Below are 21,945 nucleotides of genomic sequence, written 5' to 3' on the forward strand. Positions count from 1 at the left end.
AAAAACAAAATCCGTGAAAACCGCCCGATCCGCGCAAATCCGCGTTCTATCAAATCTTGTAAACAGATCGGGGCAGATATGGGAACCATCATGAAAAAACGGTACTATTTCGATAATAACGCCACAACGCCGGTCCGGCCAGAAGTTGTTGAAGCCATGCTGCCATACCTTACGGAGCTTTACGGCAACGCCTCGAGCGCCCATGCTTTCGGCCGTGAAGCCCGTCATGCAATTGAACAGAGCCGTGAAACGATAGCCCGTCTTATCGGCGCCGAACCCGACGAGATTTACTTTACCGGATGCGGAACCGAATCCGACAACATAGCGCTTGCAGGCTCCATGATGTCCGCGCCGAAAGACAGAAAGGGGCTCATCACATCGAAAGTCGAACACAGCGCGATTCTCAAAACGGCCGCAAAACTTGGGCGCGAGGGTTTCACGGTCACGTTCCTCGATGTTGACGGTTTCTGCCGCGTTGATCTCGATCAGTTGAAGGAGCACGCAAACGGCGGAACCGCTCTCGTCAGCATCATGCACGCCAACAACGAAACGGGCGTGCTTCAGGATATCGGGGAGGCAGCACAGATCGCCCATGATGCGGGGGCTCTATTCCACACCGATGCCGTCCAGTCAACCGGAAAAATCCCCATCGATGTAAAAAGAATGGGAATCGATATGCTGTCCCTGTCGGGGCATAAGCTTAACGCTCCGAAAGGAATCGGAGTTCTCTATATCAAAAAGGGTATTTCGGTGACCCCGCTTACGTACGGCGGAAGTCACGAGCGTGGAATCCGTCCCGGAACCGAGAATGTGCCGTGGATTGTGGCTCTCGCAAAAGCAGCCGAGCTTGCGATGAAAGACATGTCGGAAGAAGCCATGAACCTCTCGGCTCTCCGCGACAGGCTGGAAACCGGTATCGAGAAAACAATCCCGGATATTCTCTTCAACGGGCGTGATGTCCCGAGGCTCCCGGGAACCTCGAACATATCGTTCCCCGGCGTGGATGGCGAAGCGCTTCTTTTCAGCATGGACCTCGAAGGAATTGCGGTATCCACCGGCTCGGCATGCACCACAGGTGAGGTCGAACCCTCGCATGTGCTTGTCGCAATGGGCCGGGCGCCGAAAGTTGCCCAGAGTTCCCTCCGGTTCAGCATGGGATGGGGAAATACGGACGAGGGAGTCAATCATATTCTTAAAGTCCTTCCCCCTGTTGTGCAGCGGCTCAGGAGTATTTCGGGGGCTGTCTGACAGGGAGGTTATTGCTTCGGGGATCAATGACACTGGAGGACGTCATGCCGGACTTGTTTCGGCATCTACGATAAAACATGAGTATCATTATTTATTCGCCCGAGCAACAGTGTCAAATACCCCAGGATTAGACAGGACATAGCATAATATCGACTGTGACAATAAAGGCAAAGTAATCAGGAGGTTATAATGTATTCGGGAAAAGTGATGGAGCATTTCGAAAATCCCCGCAATGTCGGGACAATCGAAAACCCGGACGGGATCGGAAAACAGGGGAATCCCGTTTGCGGAGATGTCATGGAACTCCAGATAAAGGTGAACGATGGTATCATCGAGGAGGCGAAATTCCGGACTTTCGGGTGCTGTGCCGCTATTGCGACATCATCGATGGTTACCGAAATGGTCAAAGGCAAAACCCTGGATGAAGCCGAAAAAATCAGCAAGCAGGCTGTTGCCGATGCCCTCGACGGCCTGCCTCCGGCGAAGATGCATTGCTCCAATCTCGCGGCGGATGCCCTTCATGACGCCATACGGGATTACAAAGAAAAACACAAGGCATAAAAAACACCGATCTGACATTATTCAGGGAGCATGCCGTTCCCCATGCATGATTTCACCGTGCTTTCAGGTTTACATCCCGGCGATTACCCGTCGCGTAAAGTCGCTGTGGCGATGAGCGGCGGAGTGGACAGCTCGCTTGCCGCAATTCTGCTGAAGGAAGCAGGTTTCGATGTAATCGGCCTGACCATGAAGCTGTGGGATTTCGATCATTCCGGCGGACGCGGTCATGAACGGGGATGCTGCGATCTCTCCACGTTCAACGATGCAAGATCGGTTGCGGCTCAGGCGGAAATTCCGCATTACACATTCAATATGCGCGAGGAAATGGAGCGTATCGTTATCGGGAATTTCATATCGGAATACTGCGCCGGGCGCACACCAAATCCCTGTGTCCTCTGTAATACCGCCATCAAGTGGCATACACTCAGAACAAAGGCACACGCCATCGGATACGATCTTCTCGCCACCGGACATTATGCCCGCATCGCCCGTTACACCGATGGCACATATTCCCTCCTTACGGGAATGGATCGTGCAAAAGACCAGTCCTATTTTTTATGGGGGCTCGATTCGCCGAACCTGGCATCCACCCTCTTTCCCCTTGGCCATTTTACCAAGGAAAAAACTCGCCGGGAGGCTCTCTCCAGAAATTTAAAAACGGCGGGACGTACGGAAAGCCAGGAAATATGTTTTATTCCGGACAACGATTACGCCCGTTTTCTCCGTTCGGCTGTCAAAGGCGAATTACCCGATTCGCTCACTGAAGGTGATATTCTCGATACTTCCGGCGCCGTAATCGGCAGACATCGCGGCGCTGCATATTACACAGTCGGGCAGCGGAGGGGAATGGGCATAGCTCTCGGACATCCCGTTTATGTTACAGCTGTGAATGCGAACACCAATACAATCACTATCGGTGAAAGCGAAGACCTCCTCTCCTGTTCGATGACGGTCTCCGGGTTGAACTGGATAAGGGGATTTCCGCCCGGGAAGGCTTTCGGATGCGAAACACGTATACGATACCGTCACAAAGGATCACCGGCAGAAGTCCGACTCACTCCGGATGGCGCGGAGGTCACGTTTGCATCGCCTCAACGGGCGATAACGCCGGGGCAGAGTGCGGTTTTTTACGACGGTGAAATTGTTCTCGGCGGCGGAATCATCGATACGGTCGTGCAGCGGTCAGCGTAAAAAGGCTGTTCAATAAATAAAAAAGTATTATATGTTTTTTTCAATCCCTTTCTATCGGTAACAACCGGTTATAAAACGGTTCATATGGGTCGCTGTGGGTATTATTGAGAGCATGGTGCCGGAAATATTAAGGATTTAACATGCCGATGCGAAAAAATATATATTGATTATCTGTGTAAAAAATATATAATATACTGGAGATTAAGCTCTTTATAAAATTTTATATAATGAAATCCTTCCCACGGTGATCCACATTTCAGGAAATTATGAACACAGGTGTATCGGAAAACAGGCAGAGAATCTGGGCGATAGGCGGCGGGAAAGGCGGGGTCGGGAAAAGTCTTCTTGCAACCAACCTGTCGATAATCCTCGCCGAACTCGGGCATAATGTCATAGCCATCGATCTTGATCTCGGAAACGCAAACCTTCATACCGGCTTCGGAATAAAATATCCCCGGCAGACTCTCATGGACTTCCTGAGCGGTGACGTTCAGAATCTCAATGAAATTCTTCTGGATACATCCGTATATAACCTTAAATTCATCAGCGGCGCCGGGGGTATTATCGGATCGGCCAATCCATGGTATACCCAGAAACTCAAGCTGATGAGATATATTGAAAAACTTCATGCCGATCATATCGTCCTCGATCTCGGAGCGGGAACCTCGTACAACATCATCGACTTTTTCATCGGCGCAACAGACCATATCATTATAACCACACCGGAATCGCCATCGATTCAGAGCGCATTCAATTTCATCAGAATCTGCGTTTTCAGAAAGCTCCATTCGATCATACATTCGAAGAAAAAGTTATGGGGTGTTCTCGAAAAGGCAAAAGTCCCGAATCTCGATGGTGGGATTATTAAACTTAAAAGCGTCCTGGAAGAGATGGAAAAAATCGAGCCGGCCAGTATCGATGAGTTCAGAGAATTTCAGCAGACATTCAAGCCTTTTCTCATACTTAATATGATCATGAAGGCCGAAGAGACAAAACTCGGCTGGGGAATAAAAGAAGTCATTAAACAGTATCTCGATATCGATATACAGTATGCGGGAAGTATTTCATTCGATAATATCATCCGTGAATCCCTTTCCTCCGAAATTCCCTATATTATCAACGCCCCGAAAGCCCGGCCAACAACGGAGCTTTTTACAATCATTCCATATCTGCTCGGTAACAACACCGATTCAAAGGGTATCAGGGACATTATTCAGCGCCAGGTCAAACGCATGAGCAAGACTTACAATACCCGGGTCGTTGAATCTGCTCAGATGGATGTCGATCCGTCCATTTATGTTGTTGATAAAGTCAAAAGGGTTGAATCGGATACCCAGAAAGATTCGGATGGATTCTTCAGCTTTAAAGCGAGTACATGGTCGAAAATCGCAATCGATCTCGGTACATCCAATACCAGAATCTTTGTAAAAGGCCGTGGAGTTGTGCTCAATGAGCCTTCTCTCATGAGTCTCGATGAAACCACGGGGAAAATCGTTGCACTCGGGTATGAATCGAAAGCGATGCTGGGACGGTCGCATTCGGGTATCAATATCGTTGCTCCCATGGAATCGGGAGCAATCTCCGATTACAATGAAGTCAAGCTCCTGATTCAGGAATTTATCAAACTGGCCAAACGGTCGACCATCCTTATACGGCCTGGGGTAGTTCTGACCATTCCCCCGAAACTCACCCATGTGGAAAAGAGGGCTGTCCAGGAATTCATCAAGGAGATGGGCGCCCGTGAGGTTCATCTTGTCTATGAACCGCTGGCTGCGGCGATCGGTTCCGGGCTGCCGGTGGATATTCCCAAGGCAAGCATGCTTGTGGATATAGGGGGCGGGTCGGTTTCGGCGCTTGTCGTTTCTATCAGCGGTATAGTTGGCATGGAATCGGAAAGAATCGGCGGTAATGCTATCGATAATGCCATTGTCCGGTATCTCAGGGAAGTGCACAATTTTTATATCGGAAACCAGACTGCTGAATGGATCAAGATTAATTTCGGGCAGGCATACAAAATCGGCCGTGACAAACGGTTCGAAATCCGCGGACAGGATATCGAGAAGAGCATTCCCAGAACCATGTATATCAATACCGGTGAGATCCGTGAGGCGATTTCAAAACCTGTCAATTCCATGCTCAAGGTGATTATGCAGCTGCTTGAAAATGTCCCGCCGGAATTGTCCGGTGATCTTGTCGACCGGGGAATGACCCTGACAGGCGGCGGTTCTCTCCTTGCCGGGCTTAACTCGGCCATAACCGAACGTTCCGGAATAAAAGTACGGATTGCTCCCAATGCTAAAAAAGCGGCTGTCGAAGGTGCGGGCCGAATGCTTGATGATTTCAAATTCTACGCGAAATTTTTTGTCGACGATATTGAGGATCAAAAGCTCTGAAGGGGGCAGAATATGCGTTCAATAATAATGACCATACTCGCCGTAATTCTTGTTCTATCAGGGTGTTCATCCGCCAAATACGCAACAAGAATACACCATGTCGAAGTACTTATCCAAAACAGGCAGTATGATTCGGCGGAAAAACAGATCAAGGGTATTATGGCATATTATCCTGAAAAACCGGAGCCCTTTTACCTGTATGGCCTTGTCAATTATTATACAGGCAACTTCTACGAGTGTCTGATGAACTTCGATAAGGCCGAGCTGTTTGGCCTTAAAAATGTCAACGACCTGTACGTGAAAAAAGGCATATCGCTCTATTACATCGGAAACCGTGACGAAGCAAAAAAAACCCTTCTCCGCTCTCTCGAACTCACATCGACAGCGGAAGCCCAGAAATATGTCGGCCTGATCCGTTATGACGAGAAGGATTACAGCGGAGCTGTCGAGCCTCTGAAAGCGGCTTCAGCGGCTTTTCCACATGACCTTCAGATACACTTCTATCTCGGAACCGCGCTCTTTATCGACGGGCGTAATACCGAATCCCTCGAATATTTCAAAAAAGCGCTTGCCCTCGATTCTGAGAATCCCCTGATACAATTCATGACCGCGAACCTCTACATGCTCGATGGCGGATTCCCCCAGGCGATTGATCTTTATACCAAAATCGATCCTGAATCACCCAACGGACAACAGAGTATTTACAACTGTGCTGAGGCCTATATCGCGGTCGGTGAATTCAATTCCGCAGTACAGCTCCTCAGGTACCTGACGACAAGAAATCCGAATGATTACAATGCCCGCTACAATCTGGCGTCCGCACTCATGAAATCGGAAGATTATGTCTCAGCGGCGGAAATCCTCAACGACCTCTATTCTACCGATAGCACGGATTCACGGGTAGCATACAATTTAGGATTGGCGTACGGGGAAATCGGGCAGGAAAGTCTCTCTCTCTATTATTTTGATATCGCGGCTGCCTGTGAGCCGGACAACCCACTGTACCTCTATGCATACGGTCTTGAACTGTCGAAAAACGGCCAGCAGGAGAAAGCAGCCGTCCGGATGGAAACAGTCCTCGCTCTCGAGCCGGAAAACACGAATGCACGAAACTGGCTTGATAATTACCATGCCTCTGCAGTGCTTCCGAATCCGTAAGTATATAGTAAGAATTGCGCGCTTTACTATGGATGTTATTAACCGCCATCAAGATCATCCGATGGTTTCCATGATGATATCATTCATTGTAGATATATAAATAGAGGACATGTTCATCGGACCGCGGAGAAAAGATCCATTTTCTGCTGCGCTATGCCACCATGCTGTGTTAGTGCAAACACCACTATATTGACACCCATTTTAAGCTGCGGCTCGTTGTTCGATAAATATCTCCACTTATTTCCGTACCCCTTGTCGGAATAGATAGCGACAAGTCGGTTATCGATCCATATTCCCTCGAGATAGTTCACCGGTTCAGGCATCGTTGCATTCCGGGCGGTTTCCCCCTGTATAGCGGTTGATGTTGTCGACTCCATCATTATTTCAGATCCCAGCGGAGGCCCGTCATCGAAATCGAAATAACAGTGGTACAGGGGATGTGAGTTGGGTATCGGCAGAAAACGGGCATTCGAACCGAGAGCATCACGCACCATCTGCCGCAGGGAGGCTTCCGCCTGACTGTAATCATATCCCGGGCTTCCATTATCGAGCAGAGCGAATCCACCGTTCCGGAGGTATTCGCCGAAGTTTCTCCGCTCGATTTCCGTAAGTTCGAACGCCTTGTCAGTCGTAATGTACACAAAAGGCATTTCGAGTAGTGTACGGCAGTCGAGGAGCAGATGAGGATCAGACCGGGCAGTGATACCTGTATAGCGGTTGACAGCTTCCACGAGGTTCAAAAATGCGCGTTTGAGGTTATCCGGCGGTTTAAGCTGTGCACCCCAGACAGTGGGAATATATATAAATCCCCTGATATTCTGCTTTGAATTCGGATTCTGAATAACCATTGCCTTGTAACGGCCATTATCGAGATCCTCCATGGAAATCATCTCATCCCTCATCGAAATCTGTTTTTCCGGTTCTTTCAATACCATCGACTCGATGATATAATCCCTGTTTATGAGGGGAGAAACGGATGATATAATTTCGATATCGGGTTTGAATTCATGGAGGTTCAGGGGAAATACCGGTGAGGATACAATCTTTGGATTGATTTCAACAAACGGTTTCTGATGATGAATTACCTGACGGCGTAATACCCTTGTACCTGTGTATTTTTTATCAACCTTTATCACTCGTCTGATTTTCGGTTTGAGATAGATGAATTCTATCATAGGCGGTTTTACTACTCTGATTTCGGTTTTCCGGAACAGAAAGTATGCCCCTGCTGCGGCGTTCGCCAGAATTGCCACGAGAAATCCGAGGAAAAATATTTTTTTGGTCTCACGTTCGAGTTTCCGTAAATCAATCATATCCGATGGACCGCTGAACCGCGAAACCGGCATTCCCGTATCAGACATGATTATCACCATCCCTTCTTATACTGACTCCATATACCGCACGTCCCATTTTCAGCATATCAGCTTTTTCACATAATATATATTATATCGGATACCGTAAAAATGAAAATAATATCAGACACTGTTTTTTAAAAAGCTGCACGAGCGCACACGTTTTTTTAAAGGAAAATAATCCATGTTTCACAAAAATTTTTCAAATTTTTGCTTGCTTTTTTATATTTTTTTATATTATTGTTTTAAATTATATGCATATGTTAAAAGGAATAATTATCATATTCAAATAGTTTTTTTGGTGACTTTTGCCATGAAACGCTGGCTTTGTGTTGTAATTGTATTATCTGCTTCACTCTTCCTGAATTTGCCCCTCTATGCCCAGAACATTTATGAGCTCCGCAAGCTGACCGAACAGGATTGGCTTTCCATGTCAACCGAGGCACGCCTGAATGCAATCAGTATGACACTCAAGGAAACCAAGAACCAGTCATTTCTGGGGAGTTTCGGTTCAAATTATGAGTTATACAAACGCTGGGGTTATGAATTCTATGAGATGGAGGACCGCTACGAGAACTATTCGTTCATGTGTTACGAGAATTATAACATCATGGAAGAACGCCGTCTCAGGTGGTCGTACAACGAGTTCGGCGACAGAATCGTAAGAATGCGAGGAGACGCGAATATCTGGCATGAAACATACGAAGGTGACGGAACATTTTATGTTGAGACGCCCAATAAGTTTATCAACTCGATGACAACAAACGATATCGACGGTGTCTGGGTTGCTAAAGAATCGACCAATGACTGGGCGTTTACCGCAATCGGCGCCCGCGCACTCCGTACCAAGTTCAGTCCCCTCACACTGAGTCTTCCCAATATGAACGGCATGAGGCTCGATTACCAGTCTGCAAACACAAAGGCAGCTGTTATCAGCAGTTCCCTTCTGGGAACGTGGTGGTCATGGCACAGCAATACCGACCCCTATTTTCGCTCGCCCTCGTTTGGGCATTATTCGGGAACAGACGCCAAAAACACAGGCCTTGTAACAAATGGTGGTGTGCTCCTCAGGGGTGGATACATTCAGCGCCAGTTAGGGGCTCTCACTGTCGGCGCATCCTACGTTAATGAATACGGCGTCCAGGGAAACCGCGAAGGAGGCGACGACTGGTTCGGGTCGGCGAGTAACTATACACCGACGCCCCTCGTTGTCGGAATCCGGGTTATGGACGATTCTCCGGACGACAATGAAGGCGGCCCGATTGTGTATGATGTGAAACTCAAAGTAGACGGTAAATATCGTCCTGATATCATTCCAGCCGTTTTACTCGATGACATTACCCTCGACCGTACTACTGCCCTGAAAAAAACATACGAAAGAGATTATCTTGCCCCGCCTGCTTCGGCAATGATCGGATCTCCCAAATATGATTTTCTCGGTATCGAGGGAAGCATACCCAAGTATGCCGATTATTTCTATATGCGGGACTATTTGGCCGGTTCAAACCCCAAAAACATCAAGGATGGTATCAATTTGGAATTGGTAAACAAGTACCTGACGTTTGTCGATCCCGCCAACAGCACAATTCAGGCCAGCGGTACCAAATGTATTGTATACTACTTTGATCTTACCAATATAAAGGATCATGTCAACCGTGTTGAAGCCGAGATAACCGTGGCGAATGACTATAATATTCAGACAGCCCTGATATACACCGCGGAATCACCCGGCGGGCACGATACCTCGGGTAAAATCAAAACGTATTATGATGCAACATACTGGAAAACCATGGCGCAGGCCGAAGGCAACGTGAAGGACAAGTCTAACGTCACGACATTGACGCTGGATTTCGGTGTTCAGGTCGCCAGCATTATCTATGGAATCGATTTAACTTCAACTACCACGGTTTTAAAATTACCGGCGAAATCGTAAATAATTCCAGCCACTATATGTATCCTGATGAAGTTCCCGGAACCGGCTTTCCGACAGCTATTGTGAGCGGGCAGACACCCCGCACCGGTCACAGGTTCAGTCAGAACGATAAAGCCTATTATTTCACCGCCCAGAAAGACTGGAGGCGGTTCGGACTTGCGGCAGAGCTGTTCAAAATGGGTAAATTTTATCGGCCTTACATGGATTACTATTATGAATTTCCTCATGATTATGCCGTTTCAGCGATCAACACCAGAAATTACACTGTCAGGTTGCCGCTCATTGAGGATAATGACGATAATGACCAGTATCCCGACACCATGGTCGAGCAGAACGCGATGGGATACAATATTATTTCAGCCGAAGACCCTGATGGTGTGTTCCCGGGCAATGATGCCGACAATGACGGTATCCCCGACAACAACAAGAACAACAACGATATTCCCGATTACGAAGAGCCGTTTCTCATGTTCGACTCCGACAACGATGAATTCGTTTTCGGAAACGACTACAATAACAATAATATTCCGGACTTTCGCGAAGACGACATGAAGCTTGATACGCCTTATGACCTGGACCGCCAGGGACATCATATAATACTGAGATATACACCGATTAAAAGTGTCAACCTGATCGCCGGATCGTTCAGGACAGGCGGAGTAGGCCGTGATAACAGAACCAACGACGATTACTTCAAGCTGTTCGTCAACTACGATGTGTTCACTATCGGAAAGCTCTATGCGGAATACCGGTACGAACGGATACAGGACGATATTCGGGATCAGTATATGCAGGTTACGACAAAAATGAAACAAAATTACCAGGAACCCGGTATTATTTGTACTATCTATCGATTTACCCGCGAACTTTATTACGACGAGCTCGAGTACAAGAACTCCACGGTAAACCGTCTATGGCTTGATTCGGTGATCAGGGCTGTTCCGGCAATCACACTTGAGAATCATGTCAAGCTGGAGAATAACGAGCAGATCGAAGGAGTAATGTACAATAACACGTATCAGCCTGCCGATAACATCAAGACGCTCGCCATGGTTAATAAGGCCATATATACGAAGAAGTTAGGAAACTGGACATTTTCACCCGGTGTGAAATTCCGTTTTTACAAGAAAGACCGGAATGACATTGCTCGTCCCGGAGATTACTATGTGACAAGAATTCCCCTTTTCATGTTCAAATATGACATTTCTCCCCGAACGGACATACAGCTCGGATTGCAGGGAATACCATGGTTCGAGTTGGACCACAAGGATCATGTACAGAGCGAGAACGATTACCAGGGGAAAACGTACATGCTCCAGTTCCAGAACCGTGTGACCTATTTCGGATATGATATCTGGGCCACAACAGGTATCAGGTTTGATCAGATAAAATTTACTGAAACGACACGGGAATTTGAGAATTATAAATCCTCGACGACGTTTGTAAAGATATTCCTCGGCTGGTAACAGAATACCCTGAAAAATAATATCCCGTACTTGTGCGGGTTTTTTATGCAGACAGAATCAACTAAGCAATTGTTTGCACTCAGTTTTAGTTACTTTATTATTATAACATCAGGCGGTTTATTCTGATCAGGCGAATCGAAGGTACATAATTTCTGAACCGCGAATCCCGATAAAAGGCAATTTACGAAAATCGAAAGAGAATGGTGACATAAACTTTTCACGGGGGCGTGTTTCCCTTTTCGCTGCATCGCATCGCATCAAGGAGGCGCTCAAGGGTAAGTATCATATTAAAAGAGACAAGAAAAAAATGGGGGGATTGCCAGAAAATAGTTTTTCATGTTGACGTTGCGAATTCAATGTTTTATATTTATAGTCTATGAAAAATTGCGTCCCCTTCGTCTAGTGGCCCAGGACTCAAGGTTTTCATCCTTGCAACAGGAGTTCGATTCTCCTAGGGGACGCCAGAGTCATTTTTCCACCGGTTGGCCTTGATCGGTGGTTTTTTGTTGTGCAATCTGCCGTCTGAACGGACAAATCCCTATTCATCGTCCGGTCATTGCTTGATCGGAAGCTTCATGGTAAACCGTCGAATTTCACTAGTGTCCGTGGGCTTTCATTTCCCGTGCGGTCAACAGCGGAAACCGCGATACAGCTCACCTTACCGGTAATTCCGGGAGATTTTTCTCCGCCCTGTTTATCATCGGCCAATCCGTTGTCTGATACGGCGGAGAACGAGTAACTCCGGTCGCTACGGTTGAGAATCACGGAATTCCATGAATCCCCCTTTTTTATATACACAATCCACCGAAAAACCGCTTCTTTATCGCCCGGCATCCATGAGATAACCTGATTCACTCCTTCGAGCGCGGTTGTAACATGAGGCGCTGCGGGAGCTCTGTTATCGAGCCACGGCGAGGTCGGTACAAGCGCCTGCGCACGGTACGGTCCCGCTGCAAGCGAATCGGCGATACCGCCCATGTTGTCGAGCAGGGCTTTCATGCTGAAGTGAACATTGCCGGGACCCCCGGGGACAAAACCACGGGTGATCATGATCTGGTTGATGATTTCATCGACACCCTTTTCATCACGGGCGGTGCTTGTGTATAAACCCGGCCAGAGGTTGCGCTTCCGGGTGTTTTCACGAACCCACCAACCGAGCAGTACCGGGTAGCTCTGCGGTATCCGGTTTGTTGCCCAGTAAAGCTGGGGGGTCCAGTAATCGACCCAGCCTCTGTTGAGCCACAGCTTCGCATCCGCATAGAGAACATTGTACTGGTCGAAACCACGAATGGATTCGGGATAACCGGGTCGCCAGATTCCGAACGGACTCAAGCCGAATTTGACAAAGGGCTTCTCCTTTTTAATGGCCTTGTACACTCGCTCGATAAACCGGTTGACATTATCGCGTCGCCAGTCCTCACGGGAACGTTTGCCGCCCCGGTCACGGTATTCCGCCCAGGTGTCGTCGTCGGGAAAATCCTCACCGTCGTTGTAGGAAGGATATGGGTAGAAATAGTCATCGAAATGGACACCATCGATGTCATAACGGCGTACTACATCCATGACGACATCGAATGAATGATCCTGCGTCCCCTTTTTTGCCGGATCGAGCCAGTAGTATCCTCCCTTGAGTTGCCTGACAAGGTCGGGGTGGGTTCTGACAACGGAAGATTCGGTGATTTCTCCTGCTGCAGGATGATGCGCACGGTAGGGATTGAACCAGACATGGAGCTCCATCCCGCGGTTGTGAGCTTCCTCGATCCAGAAAGCGAGCGGGTCATAAAAGGGATCGGGAGCTTTGCCCTGCACTCCGGTCAGGTAATAGGACCACGGTTCGATTGCGCTCTGATAGAATGCGTCGCACTGCGGACGAATCTGCAGTACTATGGCATTGAGGTTGATGCTCTGCGCTTTGTCAAGAATCGCGATGATTTCCCTTTTCTGATCATCGGTGGAAAGGCCGGGCGCACTCGGCCAGTCGATATTGGCGACTGTGGCGACCCACACCGCACGGAATTCACGATGCGGGGCAGGCACTTTCTCCGTTTCACGTGATGCAGTACCCTGCCTCAGCGCTGCACAACCACCGGCCAGAAGCGCTGTACAGCATATGAGCACGATACCCTGTGTCAGTTTCTTCAGGATCATGATGAAAACTCCTCATACGGGTATAGAATTATATGCAAAACCGGTTTTTGTCCAGATGAGTTGAAATTATATCACTATAAAACAGATTACGAACTCCATGGCATATCATGTTCTACAGACAATGTTGTCATTCCGCTCTCTCACTCTCGGGTATGTGGACTACTATGATGCATGGATTCCCGAAGGTATCTTTATCTTCCACATCACCGAATGCGCCGTTGAAAACGATATAGAGCGTTGAACCGTCATGACTCAGAGTGAAACAGTATGAGCCGCCGTTCACAAAACCGTACTTCTCATGATAGTAAGGGTGAAGAAATGCAAGCACTTTTTTGGTATTCGATACCGTATCGTATTGAATAACCGGCGCACCCCATTCAAACCCCCGCCCGTGACCGCTGATGATGTAATAGAGGTACCGTGAGCCAGGATTTGCCGCGATGCACGTGACATACGTTCCTTGCGGTCCCCAGTTAAGGCCGATAAGTTCCGTTTTTTCCTTTTCAGGCCAGAATTTGAAAAACGTTCCCCGGTAATCCATGCAGTAAAAGGCGCCATCGGACATTCTGCAGGTGGTGTAAGCCCGCATTATATCATTTTCACCGGTCACAGGATGAGACGGAATCTGACAGGACAACCTCCTGAAACGGTTGAGCACCGGATCGTATTCCATGAGATGGGAACTCTCTTTCGCGCGTTTTGTCGAGCTGTCGGTAGCATACCACAGCCCGGTATTACTATCGAGAAGAGCATTGCAGCTCTCCCACTGCATCCCGTCGGGTGGTTTCCCGGCATACAGCGTCTTTTCAGCCCGTATATCGTATGCTAAAAAATAATAGAAATGCGTCGCGCCGATAAAAATTCCCCGCCGGGTATCGAATCCAAAATAGGGGTAGGAATCACCGATAAAAGGAACTCCGAGATTTCTGAACTCCCCTGTAAATACGTTGTATGTAAATAGTTTACCGCCGCCGTACTGTTTCCGGTCCGAAAGGTCTTCGGGAGGCACCGACCAATATGTTGCGGCGGTAAGCAGTCCGTCGGGGGTAATTCCGAGTTCGCCGTGTATCTTCCCATCGATGAACTCACCCTGACGCCAGCCGAGCCTCTGTGCAGAATCTACGACGATGTACTGCTCTTTTTGTACGGGATCGTACCTGACAATATATACATTGCCGTCTCTAGTCTGATGGCTCCCCACAGCGAAGTAGAAACATTCATCCGGACCGACCGTACCGATACCCCAGACCGACCAGAGACCGGGATTATCCTTCGGGAAAAAATAGGGATTGAGATTGCGTACGGGCGCAAAGTCTATGATCGGAGGCGTTACTGCCATGATAAAAGAATTGTCGCCGGCGTACATTTCTGGTTTTTCGAGCATTTTTTTCGAACTGTCCGTTACGACACCGGTTTTAAAGAGGAGTTTCTTCCTGTCCCATTTCATGAACGTATCTCGTGTAACTTCACTATACACTTCATGATTCAACCCGGATAATAACGTCCATAAAAGAGCCAGCATACACCTCACGAAGCGTGATGATCGAGTTCGAATAACTCCTTTCGGATCAAACATTTATATTTACTCCTCTTCTCTCAGTATATTCTTCGCTGACGATATTTTTCAGGTGTGAAGTATTCCGCTCATTTTCTTCCGCCCATTTCAATCGTCGGTTCGCAACTCAGATACCCAAGCGAAGCGAGAAAACGGTCGGTCACCTGCAGGGCGTTGACAATCGTCGCTTCCGTGCCTATCCCGACGATTACAAACGCATGCTTCGTATTTTCAAGGGCAACCATGTCACAGCGGTTACCCGCTTTTTTCATCGCCTCGGCAAAGCGATACGCCGATTCAATGGGGACGTTCGTGTCATCGATGCCATGCATGAGCAGAGCGGGCGGCTGTCCTTTCGCGACATAGGTGATGGGCGAGTAACGGGCATACCGTGCCCTGATATCATCATTTACTTCTGAAAGGGTAAAGACATTTTTGAATGCGGGTATATTCATATCCACAGCCGGGTTATACAGTATCATGGCGTTCGCCATGGCGCTGATCTTTGTGTCCTCGCCGGGATTTTCGAAATCCTTCATCGTTCCGAGGGCCGCGGCAAGATGCCCGCCTGCGGAATCACCGGCCACCGCAATACGGTCGGAGTCGATACCGAATTTTTCGGCGTTGGCGCGTATGTAACGGACGGCCGATTTGCAGTCAGCCACACAGCTGCCGACAGCGTCGATTCCTTCGGGACCTTTTTTGGTGATTAGCCGGTAATTGATTGTGAAAGCGACCATACCCCGTGAGGTGAAATACTGGCAGTGCGGGAAAAAGAACGAGGGATGCCCGCCGACAAATCCTCCGCCGTGTATGAATACGATCGCCGGACTCCGGTCAGTGGATTTATGATCCACGGGCTTGAAAACGAGCATATAAAGCTGAGCACCATCCACAACTTTGTAATTGAGCCATTCATAGTCCCCGCCGATGTCGTGAAGATGAACAATCTGCGCGTTAATGGACGGAGAGTACATGAGGCATACACATGCACACATAAAACCGATTGCACGGAAAGTTCTGGTCATGGCGGTTCTTTCCCTTTGCTGATATGGTTATCGTGATTTCGACAATATATCCGTTCCCGGCATTCAGAAAAATCCGGATAAACACATATTGTAGTATGATTATGATACATCAGTATGTCAAGACGTTTTGCATGGATCGGCAGGAACTGCCCTGATACTAATCAGGAGCGGTGATTCGTTTCAGGGAATCGGAAGTCGAATCGTACCGGGCGGAGAAAAACAGGAAATATGATAAAAAAGCGGGAGATGAGAGCTAATACCTGAACGGCTGTCTTAGCTGGAGGATTTTTTACGGAGGAGAAGCCCCTTCGGCGGTCATGGCAATCTCATGGAGTGTCGCGAGGGTCTTTTCCGCTTCCTCGAGATCGATAACTTCGAGCGCAAAACCCGCATGAACAATCACATAATCTCCCACATTCACATGGTCGACGAGCGCACGGGAAATGTCCATGGAGATGCCGTCCGACTCGACAACCGCTCTGTCGGGAGGTATAAGCTCCACCACTTTCATCGGAACCGCGAGACACATATAAGGTTACCCTTCCCCGGTCATTGAGCAATTTATACAGGTTATTATCACCCTGTATGACGTCATAAATAATTGCTCATATTATAAGCGATCAGACCCTGAAATGAGTTCAGGGTGACGGTCATACCGAACTCGTTTCGGCATCTGTTGGGAAAAAACTCACTAAAATATATCTTATGTATAACTTCGTTAAACCAATCAATTCGGTAATCACACAGAAGGTTTTTTTTCAGATACCGGGTCATCTTCCTCGTCAAGCTCAACCGATTCGATTTCCAGCTCACGTCCCGTTATCAGCCTCAAATTGAACGATCCGCAGCGCGGACATGGTATGGCATCGAATGTAAGCCCGCCCATCCCGCACTCCGAGCACGAACAGGAGGGAGGCGATGTTTCGATCACGAGCTGAGAATCCTCGAGACAAGTTCTCTCGGACGCCACCGGATAAACCCGTCTGAGAGCATCTTCATCCACTCCCGAATAGACCCCGATACGCACCCTGACCAACACTACCCGTGAACCGGGACGGTCATGAAGATACTGCTCGATATTCCGTACCAGTTCGGCGGCTACGGAAAGTTCATGCATGGGTCTTTACCTCTCTGTTCGATGCGATATCAGCGGCTCTCTATTCAATGCTGCCCCCGAGAACCGATTAAGCACGATATTTCTGCTCATGAACCGCCGTTTCACAGCAGCCGTTTTATGGTTTCCAGGAGAATATTCGGGTGAAGCGGTTTTTCGAGAAATTCATCCGCCATGACAAAATCCTTATCAACCCTGATTCCTGCATAATCCTCGATTGAGGATACAATAATTATGGGAATAGTCTGAAAGTCGGGATTATTTTTCAGATCGTAACTTACATTGAAGCCCTCGGTCATTGTCTCCATCATTACATCGAGGATGATAAGGTCCGGCCGCTCACACCGAAGAAATTCGAGGCATTGCTCCCCGCTGTCAGCAGCTGTCACCTTGTATCCGGCGGATTCAAGAATCATGGCAATGGATTCGACAATATCGTTGTCATCGTCAACCACCATTATTTTTTTTCGCGCATCCATCGGCTTCTTTTCCTCCGAAAAATATCACCTGTCAAAAAATAACACAAGAAAACCTCGTACTTGTAACAGCTTTCAAGCTCATCTCAATTCCGGTATGCTGAATATATAATCGATTCCAGATTCCCTGCAGGTTTCGGCAAGGGACTCGACGGAGGCTCTCACTTCGGGTGAAATTTCAGTTTCCAGACCAAGGTTTTTCGGCTGAATTCCAAGAACGAGTACCCGGGCGCCGGTCATTTCTCTGATATAATCGACAAACATCTTCAGCGATCCGTGGGTTGAAATACCGGATGCTTCGAGTTTTTCCCCGGTAACCACCGTAATCTCACCCGGCACTCCCCCGAAATCGAGTGCATCGACAATAACAACCGTATCGGGGCATGCGCGGACAACAAGGCCGGTGATATTTTCCGGCGCATCGCCTCCCTCGATCACCGTGAGGGAAACATGGTTCCCGATGAGCCTGCCGAACAGGTTCCCGGCGCCGTCATCACCTCTCAGTTCATTTCCGAGAGTCACCAGAACAAGCGTAGTCCTCTGCATGGCACACGCACCTCCCGCATACACTATCCGTACGGAATTGATTATACATGGGATTACGGAGAATTATCCCCATTCCTCGGTGAGATACATCTTACGGCGGCAGGCGGGACACATGATTTTAAAGATGTCTTCACGGTAGATGGGGCGTTCTTTGTCACGGGGCTCGATCTCATCGGTTTGGGCAAGTTCTTCCAGGCCCGAAAGGATAAGCGTCGGGTTTGCATATGCCAGGCTTCCGAGTCTTTTTGCTATCCAGCGGAGATGGTCTTTTGTCGCTACGACACTCCCGCATACCTCGCAGAGGGCAAGCTCATGCTCCATGGTAACAACCATTTCACTCCGGTCAAAACCGGCAAGGTCATACTCGGTGGTATAATCGATTCCATCTTTGGTTGTGCAGTACAGATGACACTGACCGCAGAAATTGCAGATATCGTACCTCAGTTTCAGGGTTCGTTTACCGGCTGCAGTATCATCCACAATTTCTATCGCCCGTGAGGGACACACTTCGCTGCAGGCGCCGCACCCGATACATACATCGGGATCGAACTTCGGTTTTCCGCGAAACGTCTCCGGGGGGACTGTCATTTCCGCGGGAAATCTGGATGTATACGGCCCCTCGATGAAAAGGACTTTAAGCGCTTCCCTGAGTTCGCGAAGTTTCGGTTTACGCATTCCTCTGTACTCCGTTCAGGAGGGCGGTGAAAAAGAATCTTTTCACACGTCCATTAACGAAATGTATTGTCTATTCGCTGTCAAGGGCATGTAAATCGGCACTTCATGCCGACCCTTGACAGCTTGTATCTACAAACGGTGTTTTTTACCAGGCATTTAGTGTTCCGGCCTGTCAATATCCGCATACTTATCGGTTACGCTGCCGTCCCAGAGTTTTATTCCGTACCGGTGAGCCGCCCGCGCCAGGGCATGCGCCCCTACCGGAGAAGTAAAAAGTACAAACAGCGCGCACAGGAGTGACAGGATACCGGCCGAACTGATACCAGTAATAACAAAAAGCCCGAATAGTATCATGCAGGTCCCGAGTGTAACGCACTTCGTTGCCGCCTGAAGACGGTTATAGATATCGGGAAGCCGTACAAGACCGATGCATCCGAAAAGATCGAAGAGAACCCCGATAAGGATAAAAATCAGCCCGAGAGTATCAGTCATCGAAGTCACGTCCTTCCAGATATTTGGCCAGGGCGATTGTCCCGATAAAGCTGAGCAGAGCCCAGGTAATGCCGATATTCATGTAAAACGCTCTGCCGGTTACCCATGTGAGCACGGCGCAGAATCCGACCATGAGCGTTCCGAGAATGTCGATGGCAACCGTTCTGTCCGGCGCGGTCGGTCCCTTGCCGATACGGTACAGGCAGAGAAAACCGGAAAACAGGAGAACAAGCATGACCGCTCCGGGCCAGGAAGAAACCACAAGGCTTGTCATTCGAATATCCTCTTGATGATGTTTTCAAAACGGGTAACAATGACCGCTGTCTGGTTTTCCGGGTCATCCGTCGAGACATAAATCCAGTGTATGTACATGTCGCTCCCGATAATATCGACCGTGAGCGTTCCCGGTGTCAGGGTGATGGAATTGGCGAGAAAGGTCAATCCCAGGTCGCTTGTGAGCGTCGTCTTGACCTTCACGATTCCCGGGCGGATGGGAACATCCACATGGAGTACACGGTACGCGACATCAAGGTTCGCCCTGACCATGTGCATCAGGAAGAAGGGTATATACACAAGGAACCAGAACACGCGGCGCGGCGAGAGTATCCTGACCGCATTGTCGAAGAAAAGATGCCCGAACAGCACGGTGCATATGACAGCGACGAACAGACCCGCAGTGACATTCTCGATATCGGGCGACCATGTCAGCAGCAGCCACATCGCAAACAGCATGATACAGTAAACGATCCGATTGACCATCACATGAACTCCAGTACCTTCATGATATACGCACTCTTGTCAGACAGAATCTCCCGCGCCGGTTCAACGAACACACTTATAAACCACGGGCAGGCTATGCCGAACGCGATACAGCACACCGCAAGGATCACGAGGGCACTCCACATGGAAACCGGAACCTCGCGGATATGAGTCAGTTTTTCAGGTATCGATCCGAAAAGGGCCATTTTCTGCAGTTTGACGAAATACACGAGCGTCAGAAAACTCACGATAACCGTTACAGCCGCAAGGAAATACGCGATCGGCCCGAGCTTCCCGGCCGCATCGACAGCGGCAATGATAATGATAATCTTGCTGAAGAATCCCCCGAACGGCGGAATGCCCGATATGGAGAGGGCTCCGATGCTGCATGCGGCGGATGTTACCGGCATTTTTTTCCAGAGCCCGCCCAGTTCCCTCAGATCGCGCGTTCCGGTTGAATATTCAACGGCGCCTGAGCACAGGAAGAGGAGCGACTTGAAGAATGCATGGTTGAGGAGGTGGAAAAGCCCTCCGATCATTCCGAGCGGAGTCCCGAGCCCGAAGGCGAACATGATGTACCCGATCTGACTGATGCTCGAATAGGCCAGCATCCGTTTGAAATCCCACTGACCGATGGCCAGCAGCGCCCCGCCGGTCATCGACACCACGCCGAGGATAATGAGAACGTTCGAGAACGAATTTCCTATATCGATAATATTGAAAAATATCCGCAGGATACAATAGACCCCGAGGGCCTTGATAAGCAGTCCCGAAAGCATCGCCGAAATCGGTGCGGGCGCCGATGGGTGTGCGTCCGGCAGCCAGGCGTGGAACGGTATGAGCGAGGCTTTGACGCCAAAACCCATGATAAACAGTGCGGCAATGAATTTCACCATGAGCCCCGAACCCTGTGTATCCAGCACACGGGCGATATCCGCCATGTTGAGGGTTCCCGTGATGCTGTACAGGAGCGCGATGCCGAACAGAATGAAGCTCGATGCGACACTCCCGAGGACAAGATATTTGAACGATGCCTCCAGTTCCTCATGCTCGATTCCGAACGCCACAAGCGCATAGGACGAAATCGCGGAGATTTCGAGAAACACATACATGTTGAACAGGTCGCCGGTGGCAACCACACCGTTCATTCCCGCTGTCATGAGCATGAGCAAAGAATAGTACTTTCCTTGGGCGGTATAGCGTTTCATGTATCCCACCGAATAAAGAGTCACCAGAAACGCCACGACATTGATCATGATCTGGAAAAATCCGCTCAGTCCGTCACCGACAAGGTTGATTCCGAACGGAGGCCGCCATCCTCCCATCGTGTAAACAGCCGTGTCTGCTCCGAGCCGTGAAAATGAAAACACGAGAAGGAAACCGGTAGTCACCAGCGCAAGAAAACCACCGAGCCAGTTCTTCAGGCGTACGGCGAGCGGAATGAGGAACCCGGCGCCGAGCGGCACGGCAATAAATAACGGAAGGAGGTTTCCCGAATTCATCCCTTCAACCTCCTGATCTGAAGAATGTCGAATGTTCCGTACTTTTCGTAGAGCCTGAGACAGATAGCGATAACCATGGCCGTTATCCCGAGACCGATCACTATCGAGGTCACAATAAGCGCCTGCGGAATCGGGTCGACGAAATTCGCCGACTCGACTGCGGCATAACGGGCGTCCGAAACGATCGGCGCCGTTCCGCCTGTCCTGTACCCTATGAGGATAAGGAGCAGGTTCGTGGCATACTCGATGATGAGGAGGCCGATGACTATCTTCACGAGATTCTTTTTCGCGATAATCCCGTAAATACCGAGTAACAGCAGTATCGTGCATAATATGTACGGAACCATG

At 49.0% G+C, this 21,945-nt stretch carries 21 protein-coding genes and 1 tRNA gene; 8 read left to right on the forward strand and 14 right to left on the reverse strand.

Annotated elements, in window-relative coordinates; all coding sequences use genetic code 11:
• The first annotated feature begins 90 nt into the window (after positions 1 to 90).
• The 5 genes from LLG96_13005 (at position 91) to LLG96_13025 (ending at position 6,551) form a co-directional block, all read left to right on the forward strand.
• Positions 91 to 1,248, forward strand: coding sequence for an IscS subfamily cysteine desulfurase (locus LLG96_13005; GenBank protein MCE5251129.1), 1,158 nt, complete (start codon positions 91 to 93; stop codon positions 1,246 to 1,248).
• A 189-nt stretch (positions 1,249 to 1,437) separates the two neighbouring features.
• Positions 1,438 to 1,809 carry a Fe-S cluster assembly scaffold protein NifU gene (nifU, locus tag LLG96_13010; GenBank protein ID MCE5251130.1) on the forward strand — a complete coding sequence of 124 codons (372 nt, stop codon included), beginning with the start codon at positions 1,438 to 1,440 and terminating at the stop codon, positions 1,807 to 1,809.
• A gap of 30 nt (positions 1,810 to 1,839) precedes the next feature.
• Positions 1,840 to 3,000 carry a tRNA 2-thiouridine(34) synthase MnmA gene (mnmA, locus tag LLG96_13015; protein ID MCE5251131.1) on the forward strand — a complete coding sequence of 387 codons (1,161 nt, stop codon included), beginning with the start codon at positions 1,840 to 1,842 and terminating at the stop codon, positions 2,998 to 3,000.
• Between the two features lie 266 nt (positions 3,001 to 3,266).
• Positions 3,267 to 5,393: a rod shape-determining protein MreB gene (mreB, locus tag LLG96_13020; GenBank protein ID MCE5251132.1), complete on the forward strand. Its 2,127-nt coding sequence runs from the start codon at positions 3,267 to 3,269 to the stop codon at positions 5,391 to 5,393.
• 12 nt (positions 5,394 to 5,405) lie between these two features.
• Entirely contained in the window at positions 5,406 to 6,551 is a 1,146-nt protein-coding gene (locus tag LLG96_13025; GenBank protein MCE5251133.1) for a tetratricopeptide repeat protein, read from the forward strand.
• A 113-nt stretch (positions 6,552 to 6,664) separates the two neighbouring features.
• On the opposite strand, the gene LLG96_13030 is transcribed toward LLG96_13025, so the two are convergent.
• Positions 6,665 to 7,912: a DUF4159 domain-containing protein gene (locus LLG96_13030; protein MCE5251134.1), complete on the reverse strand. Its 1,248-nt coding sequence runs from the start codon at positions 7,910 to 7,912 to the stop codon at positions 6,665 to 6,667.
• Positions 7,913 to 8,216: 304 nt separating this feature from the next.
• Here LLG96_13030 and LLG96_13035 point away from each other — a divergent pair, with 304 nt between their 5' ends.
• The 3 genes from LLG96_13035 to LLG96_13045 all read left to right on the forward strand — a co-directional run bounded on the left by LLG96_13035 (position 8,217) and on the right by LLG96_13045 (position 11,766).
• Positions 8,217 to 9,836 carry a hypothetical protein gene (locus LLG96_13035; protein ID MCE5251135.1) on the forward strand — a complete coding sequence of 540 codons (1,620 nt, stop codon included), beginning with the start codon at positions 8,217 to 8,219 and terminating at the stop codon, positions 9,834 to 9,836.
• Between the two features lie 17 nt (positions 9,837 to 9,853).
• Positions 9,854 to 11,302: a hypothetical protein gene (locus LLG96_13040; protein ID MCE5251136.1), complete on the forward strand. Its 1,449-nt coding sequence runs from the start codon at positions 9,854 to 9,856 to the stop codon at positions 11,300 to 11,302.
• A gap of 388 nt (positions 11,303 to 11,690) precedes the next feature.
• A tRNA-Glu gene (locus tag LLG96_13045) sits at positions 11,691 to 11,766 on the forward strand.
• Between the two features lie 109 nt (positions 11,767 to 11,875).
• Here the strand turns inward: LLG96_13045 and LLG96_13050 are convergent.
• The 13 genes from LLG96_13050 to LLG96_13110 form a co-directional block, all read right to left on the reverse strand.
• A complete protein-coding gene (locus LLG96_13050; GenBank protein MCE5251137.1) occupies positions 11,876 to 13,450 on the reverse strand; it encodes a family 10 glycosylhydrolase in 1,575 nt (524 codons plus the stop codon).
• A gap of 127 nt (positions 13,451 to 13,577) precedes the next feature.
• Positions 13,578 to 14,897 (reverse strand): hypothetical protein, encoded by a 1,320-nt coding sequence (locus LLG96_13055; GenBank protein MCE5251138.1) that lies wholly within the window; start codon positions 14,895 to 14,897, stop codon positions 13,578 to 13,580.
• Between the two features lie 197 nt (positions 14,898 to 15,094).
• Positions 15,095 to 16,033 (reverse strand): alpha/beta hydrolase, encoded by a 939-nt coding sequence (locus LLG96_13060; GenBank protein MCE5251139.1) that lies wholly within the window; start codon positions 16,031 to 16,033, stop codon positions 15,095 to 15,097.
• A 289-nt stretch (positions 16,034 to 16,322) separates the two neighbouring features.
• Positions 16,323 to 16,562, reverse strand: coding sequence for a HypC/HybG/HupF family hydrogenase formation chaperone (locus LLG96_13065; GenBank protein ID MCE5251140.1), 240 nt, complete (start codon positions 16,560 to 16,562; stop codon positions 16,323 to 16,325).
• Positions 16,563 to 16,772: 210 nt separating this feature from the next.
• Positions 16,773 to 17,150: a hydrogenase maturation nickel metallochaperone HypA gene (locus LLG96_13070; protein MCE5251141.1), complete on the reverse strand. Its 378-nt coding sequence runs from the start codon at positions 17,148 to 17,150 to the stop codon at positions 16,773 to 16,775.
• A 101-nt stretch (positions 17,151 to 17,251) separates the two neighbouring features.
• Positions 17,252 to 17,626, reverse strand: coding sequence for a response regulator (locus tag LLG96_13075; protein MCE5251142.1), 375 nt, complete (start codon positions 17,624 to 17,626; stop codon positions 17,252 to 17,254).
• 78 nt (positions 17,627 to 17,704) lie between these two features.
• Positions 17,705 to 18,169, reverse strand: a complete 465-nt coding sequence (locus LLG96_13080; protein MCE5251143.1) for a hydrogenase 3 maturation endopeptidase HyCI — start codon at positions 18,167 to 18,169, stop codon at positions 17,705 to 17,707.
• Between the two features lie 63 nt (positions 18,170 to 18,232).
• Positions 18,233 to 18,844, reverse strand: a complete 612-nt coding sequence (locus LLG96_13085; protein ID MCE5251144.1) for a 4Fe-4S binding protein — start codon at positions 18,842 to 18,844, stop codon at positions 18,233 to 18,235.
• Positions 18,845 to 19,000: 156 nt separating this feature from the next.
• The gene (gene mnhG / locus LLG96_13090) at positions 19,001 to 19,336 is read right to left on the reverse strand and encodes a monovalent cation/H(+) antiporter subunit G (GenBank protein MCE5251145.1); all 336 of its coding nucleotides are present in this window, start codon (positions 19,334 to 19,336) and stop codon (positions 19,001 to 19,003) included.
• The gene (locus LLG96_13095) at positions 19,329 to 19,610 is read right to left on the reverse strand and encodes a cation:proton antiporter (GenBank protein MCE5251146.1); all 282 of its coding nucleotides are present in this window, start codon (positions 19,608 to 19,610) and stop codon (positions 19,329 to 19,331) included. The genes mnhG and LLG96_13095 overlap by 8 nt, the downstream gene beginning before the upstream one ends.
• A complete protein-coding gene (locus LLG96_13100) occupies positions 19,607 to 20,095 on the reverse strand; it encodes a Na+/H+ antiporter subunit E (protein MCE5251147.1) in 489 nt (162 codons plus the stop codon). Before LLG96_13100 ends, LLG96_13095 begins: the two co-directional genes overlap by 4 nt.
• The gene (locus LLG96_13105; protein ID MCE5251148.1) at positions 20,095 to 21,597 is read right to left on the reverse strand and encodes an NADH/ubiquinone/plastoquinone (complex I); all 1,503 of its coding nucleotides are present in this window, start codon (positions 21,595 to 21,597) and stop codon (positions 20,095 to 20,097) included. The genes LLG96_13100 and LLG96_13105 overlap by 1 nt, the downstream gene beginning before the upstream one ends.
• A complete protein-coding gene (locus LLG96_13110) occupies positions 21,594 to 21,944 on the reverse strand; it encodes a sodium:proton antiporter (protein MCE5251149.1) in 351 nt (116 codons plus the stop codon). Before LLG96_13110 ends, LLG96_13105 begins: the two co-directional genes overlap by 4 nt.
• Position 21,945: the final 1 nt, after the last annotated feature.

It is taken from the genome of bacterium (assembly GCA_021372535.1).
Lineage (GTDB): Bacteria > Latescibacterota > Latescibacteria > Latescibacterales > Latescibacteraceae > JAFGMP01.

Excerpts from the sequence above, each read along its gene's own strand:
- LLG96_13005 (MCE5251129.1), top strand. The coding sequence starts at position 91 with ATGAAAAAACGGTACTATTTCGATAATAACGCCACAACGCCGGTCCGG.
- nifU (MCE5251130.1), top strand. The coding sequence starts at position 1,438 with ATGTATTCGGGAAAAGTGATGGAGCATTTCGAAAATCCCCGCAATGTC.
- mnmA (MCE5251131.1), top strand. The coding sequence starts at position 1,840 with ATGCCGTTCCCCATGCATGATTTCACCGTGCTTTCAGGTTTACATCCC.
- mreB (MCE5251132.1), top strand. The coding sequence starts at position 3,267 with ATGAACACAGGTGTATCGGAAAACAGGCAGAGAATCTGGGCGATAGGC.
- LLG96_13025 (MCE5251133.1), top strand. The coding sequence starts at position 5,406 with ATGCGTTCAATAATAATGACCATACTCGCCGTAATTCTTGTTCTATCA.
- LLG96_13030 (MCE5251134.1), bottom strand. The coding sequence starts at position 7,912 with ATGTCTGATACGGGAATGCCGGTTTCGCGGTTCAGCGGTCCATCGGAT.
- LLG96_13035 (MCE5251135.1), top strand. The coding sequence starts at position 8,217 with ATGAAACGCTGGCTTTGTGTTGTAATTGTATTATCTGCTTCACTCTTC.
- LLG96_13040 (MCE5251136.1), top strand. The coding sequence starts at position 9,854 with ATGTATCCTGATGAAGTTCCCGGAACCGGCTTTCCGACAGCTATTGTG.
- LLG96_13050 (MCE5251137.1), bottom strand. The coding sequence starts at position 13,450 with ATGATCCTGAAGAAACTGACACAGGGTATCGTGCTCATATGCTGTACA.
- LLG96_13055 (MCE5251138.1), bottom strand. The coding sequence starts at position 14,897 with ATGAAATGGGACAGGAAGAAACTCCTCTTTAAAACCGGTGTCGTAACG.
- LLG96_13060 (MCE5251139.1), bottom strand. The coding sequence starts at position 16,033 with ATGACCAGAACTTTCCGTGCAATCGGTTTTATGTGTGCATGTGTATGC.
- LLG96_13065 (MCE5251140.1), bottom strand. The coding sequence starts at position 16,562 with ATGTGTCTCGCGGTTCCGATGAAAGTGGTGGAGCTTATACCTCCCGAC.
- LLG96_13070 (MCE5251141.1), bottom strand. The coding sequence starts at position 17,150 with ATGCATGAACTTTCCGTAGCCGCCGAACTGGTACGGAATATCGAGCAG.
- LLG96_13075 (MCE5251142.1), bottom strand. The coding sequence starts at position 17,626 with ATGGATGCGCGAAAAAAAATAATGGTGGTTGACGATGACAACGATATT.
- LLG96_13080 (MCE5251143.1), bottom strand. The coding sequence starts at position 18,169 with ATGCAGAGGACTACGCTTGTTCTGGTGACTCTCGGAAATGAACTGAGA.
- LLG96_13085 (MCE5251144.1), bottom strand. The coding sequence starts at position 18,844 with ATGCGTAAACCGAAACTTCGCGAACTCAGGGAAGCGCTTAAAGTCCTT.
- mnhG (MCE5251145.1), bottom strand. The coding sequence starts at position 19,336 with ATGACTGATACTCTCGGGCTGATTTTTATCCTTATCGGGGTTCTCTTC.
- LLG96_13095 (MCE5251146.1), bottom strand. The coding sequence starts at position 19,610 with ATGACAAGCCTTGTGGTTTCTTCCTGGCCCGGAGCGGTCATGCTTGTT.
- LLG96_13100 (MCE5251147.1), bottom strand. The coding sequence starts at position 20,095 with ATGGTCAATCGGATCGTTTACTGTATCATGCTGTTTGCGATGTGGCTG.
- LLG96_13105 (MCE5251148.1), bottom strand. The coding sequence starts at position 21,597 with ATGAATTCGGGAAACCTCCTTCCGTTATTTATTGCCGTGCCGCTCGGC.
- LLG96_13110 (MCE5251149.1), bottom strand. The coding sequence starts at position 21,944 with ATGGTTCCGTACATATTATGCACGATACTGCTGTTACTCGGTATTTAC.